Raw genomic sequence first — 3,683 nt, 5'->3', positions numbered from 1 at the left:
GGCGGGTGGCGCGTGCGTGGCGCCGGCTCGAACGGCGGGCGGAGGAGGCCGAGCGCCTGGCGGTCGACGCACGCGACCCGGCGCGGCACGAGGTCCGCAAGGCCGCCCGCCGCGCGCGGTACGCGGCCACGACGGCGGCCCTCGTGGTCGGGCGGCCGGCACGGCGCAGCGCATCACGCGCGCACGACGTCCAGGACGTGCTCGGGCGCCAGCAGGACACCGTGGTGCGGCGCGAGACGCTGCGCCGGCTCGGCGTGCAGGCGCACCTCGACGGGGACAACGCGTTCACGTTCGGGCGGCTGCACGCCCTGGAGCAGGCGGCGGCACAGTCCGCGGAGCGCGACGCCCTGCGGGCGATCCGCCGGGCGCTCGCGCCGAAGCACCGCGCCTGGACGACCTGAGCGCGCACCACGACGGCAGCGCGCACTCCGGTGACAGCATCGCGCACTCCACGGACGGCAGCGCAGGCGGCCGCCCGTCGGAGCAGCCGCCCGCGCGGGCCGGGCGGGACGTCAGGCCGCGGCGCTCACCCGGACCACGTTGCGCCACGGGTCCTCGAACAGCAGCGTCGCGCCGTCGTCGACGGGACGCGTGCCGGCGTACGCGACGCGCTCGGCGAGCGCGCCGAGGTCGTCGGCGGTGGGCACGACGATCCGCACCTCGCCGAGACCGAGCGCGGACGCCCGCGGGCCCGCACCGGCGCTGTTCCACGTGTTCATCGCGAGGTGGTGGTGGTACCCGCCGGCGGACACGAAGAGCGCGCCGTGCCACTCGGCGGTGACGTCGAAGCCGAGCGCGTCGACGTAGAACGCGCGGGCGGACGCCACGTCGCCGACCTGCAGGTGGACGTGCCCGACGACCGCGTCGCCCTCGGGCCGCTGGTCCAGGTCCTGCGCGAGGTGGTCGCGGACGAAGCCGTTCGGGTCGAGCCGCAGGGAGTCCATCACGACCCGCCCGTCGGCGTCGTGCTGCCACTGGTCGCGGCTGCGGTCCCAGTAGAGCTCGACGCCGTTGCCCTCGGGGTCGGTGAGGTAGAAGGCGAGCGAGACGAGGTGGTCGGCGGAGCCGACGTAGGTCTCGGGGGCGCGCTGCGCGACGGACGCGAGCGTCGCGGCGAGGCCCGCACGGTCGTCGAACAGGAGCGCGGTGTGGAAGAGGCCGGCCGAGCCGCGCTGCGCGGGCGGGAGGTCGGGCGTGTGCCGCAGGACGACGAGCGCCGTGGTGCCGCGGCCCAGGGTCACGACGTCGGGGCGCGCGTCGCCGAACCGCTCGCCGGGGTCGGGCAGCACGTCGAGGCCGATCGCGTCGCGGTAGTACCGCAGCTGGCGGTCGAGGTCGCCGACGAGCAGCGTCACGGCGTCCATGCCCGTGCCGGCGGCGATGGAGTCGTGCGGGGCGCGGGCGACGCTCCGGACGGCGGCACCCTGGCCGGGGGTGGGAGCGGTGGGCATCGGGGACCTCCAGGGGTTGGGCTCTCCTCCGTACAATAGTTGATGATTCAACTTTGTTCCCGGACCGCACCGCCGGTCCACCCCGTCGAGGTCAGTCCGTCTCGCCCGGGAGGTGGTTGTGGCCGAGTCCGGTCAGGAACCGCGGCCCGGTCGCGAGCAGCTCCGCGCGCCACTCCCTGGCCCACTCCCCGAACGGCCGCCGCGCCAGCCCGTCGTTCGCGAAGCGCGCGTCGGTCGTGACCTCGGTCGTGCAGAACTCCGGCACGACGAGGTCCGTGACCGGCCCGCCGCGCTCCACCTCCGCGACGACGAGCGGCGCGTTCCCGCCGGCGAACACGTCGATGACCCAGCCGTCCGCCCCGAGCCACGCCGAGTGCCGCAGCTTCGCGACGCGCGCCGGGGCCCGCCGGACGATCTCCACCGCGACCAGCGGGTCCAGCTCGCGCTCGGCCTCGTAGCGCGTGCCCTCGACCATCGGGCCCTTGACGGTGATCGCGCAGAAGTCGACCGCGTCGAGGTGCGCCTCGAGCACCGCGAGCTCGTCGGCGTGCGGGTCGATGCCCTCGATCCCCGAGGCCTGCGCGCGCACCCGCACCGCGAACCCGTCCTCCGCGAGCAGGTAGCTCTGCACGATGAGGGTCGGAGTCTCCTCGAGCAGCTCCGTGGGCAGCCGGTCGACGAAGAACCGGCGCTCGAACTCGAAGTCGCCGTAGCCCGTGTCGCTCATCGGCCCGACCGCCCCGTGCGGGACCCCGTGGTGTGCATCCCCCGAGCGTAGCCAGCGGGAACACCGCGGCACGGGAGGCCGGCGCGACGCCCCCCACCGTCGCACCCCGGCGCGCGGCGCGGTGGACGTCACAGGCACGTCGGGCCCGGTGTGTGAGACCCTGGTGACATCCCCGGGCAGCGCGACACCCGCGCGCCCCGCGTCGTGGAGACCCCCGGTCGAACCTGCGGCGGCTCCGACGACCCTCCCCGAGAGGCCCCCACCTGTGACCACTTTCGCCGATCTCGGCGTGCCCGCCGTGCTCGTCCGCGCCCTCGCGGACGACGGCATCACCAGCCCGTTCCCCATCCAGACCGCCACGCTGCGCGACTCGCTCGCCGGCACCGACGTCCTCGGCCGCGGCCGCACCGGCTCCGGCAAGACGCTCGCGTTCGCGATCCCCGTCGTCGCGCGCACCGCCGCCGCCGGGCGCCGCACCGCGCCGTCCCGGCCCTGCGCGCTCGTCCTCGCCCCGACCCGCGAGCTCGCGAGCCAGATCGACGCGACGATCGCCCCCCTCGCCGCCGCCGCGGGCCTGAGCACCACCGTCGTGTTCGGCGGCGTCGCCCAGTCCCGCCAGGTCACCGCGCTCCAGCGCGGCGCCGACATCCTCGTCGCGTGCCCCGGCCGCCTCGAGGACCTGCTCCGGCAGGGCCTGGTGTCGCTCGACGACGTCGCGGTCACCGTCCTCGACGAGGCCGACCACATGGCCGACCTCGGCTTCCTGCCCGTCGTCAAGCGTCTGCTCGACCGCACGCCGCGCACCGGCCAGCGCCTGCTGTTCTCCGCGACGCTGGACAACGGCGTCGACGTGCTCGTCAAGCGCTACCTCACCAAGCCCGTCGAGCACGCCGTCGACACCGCGCAGTCCCCCGTCGCCGCGATGACGCACCACCTGCTCGAGGTCGCCGACGCCGACAGCAAGAAGGCCGTCGTGCGCGCGCTCGCGTCCGGCACGGGCCGCCGCGTGCTCTTCATGCGCACCAAGCACCAGGCCAAGAAGCTCGCGAAGCAGCTCACGGCCGACGGCATCCCGTCCGTCGACCTGCACGGCAACCTCGGTCAGGGCGCGCGCGAGCGCAACCTCGAGGCGTTCTCGTCCGGCGCCGTCCGCGTCCTCGTGGCGACGGACATCGCCGCGCGCGGCATCCACGTCGACGACGTCGGCCTCGTCGTGCACGTCGACCCGCCCGCCGAGCACAAAGCGTACCTGCACCGCTCCGGCCGCACCGCGCGCGCCGGCGCCGGCGGCGACGTCGTGACGCTCGTGCTCCCCGAGCAGCGTGCCGACGTCCGCGCCCTCACGCGGGCCGCCAAGATCACGGCGCAGCCGCGACCCGTCGCCCTCGGCGACGCGCACCTCGCCGCGCTCGTCGGTGAGGTCGCGGCCCCGGTCGCCCCCGCCCCCGCCGCTCCGGCCACCTCCTCGCGCGCGTCGCAGGGCGGCGGCTCGCGCGGGTCCGGTG

General features: G+C 75.9%; 4 protein-coding genes. 2 read left to right on the top strand and 2 right to left on the bottom strand.

Annotation, left to right across the window (positions count from 1 at the left end; genetic code table 11):
• On the top strand, positions 1-401 hold a 401-nt coding region (locus CTKZ_RS18165), incomplete at its 5' end, for a CHAD domain-containing protein (protein ID WP_124344247.1).
• A gap of 111 nt (positions 402-512) precedes the next feature.
• On the opposite strand, the gene CTKZ_RS18160 is transcribed toward CTKZ_RS18165, so the two are convergent.
• Positions 513-1,451, bottom strand: coding sequence for a VOC family protein (locus CTKZ_RS18160; protein ID WP_124344246.1), 939 nt, complete (start codon positions 1,449-1,451; stop codon positions 513-515).
• 91 nt (positions 1,452-1,542) lie between these two features.
• Positions 1,543-2,178: a CYTH domain-containing protein gene (locus CTKZ_RS18155; RefSeq protein ID WP_124344245.1), complete on the bottom strand. Its 636-nt coding sequence runs from the start codon at positions 2,176-2,178 to the stop codon at positions 1,543-1,545.
• Positions 2,179-2,443: 265 nt separating this feature from the next.
• Between CTKZ_RS18155 and CTKZ_RS18150 the strand changes: the two genes are divergently transcribed.
• The coding region (locus CTKZ_RS18150; protein WP_148090517.1) for a DEAD/DEAH box helicase at positions 2,444-3,683 on the top strand (1,240 nt) is incomplete at its 3' end.

Origin of the sequence: Cellulomonas algicola, from assembly GCF_003851725.1 — a bacterium.
Lineage (GTDB): Bacteria > Actinomycetota > Actinomycetes > Actinomycetales > Cellulomonadaceae > Cellulomonas > Cellulomonas algicola.
The sequence above is the reverse complement of the archived record's forward strand: the minus strand, read 5'-3'. Positions and strand labels throughout refer to the sequence as shown.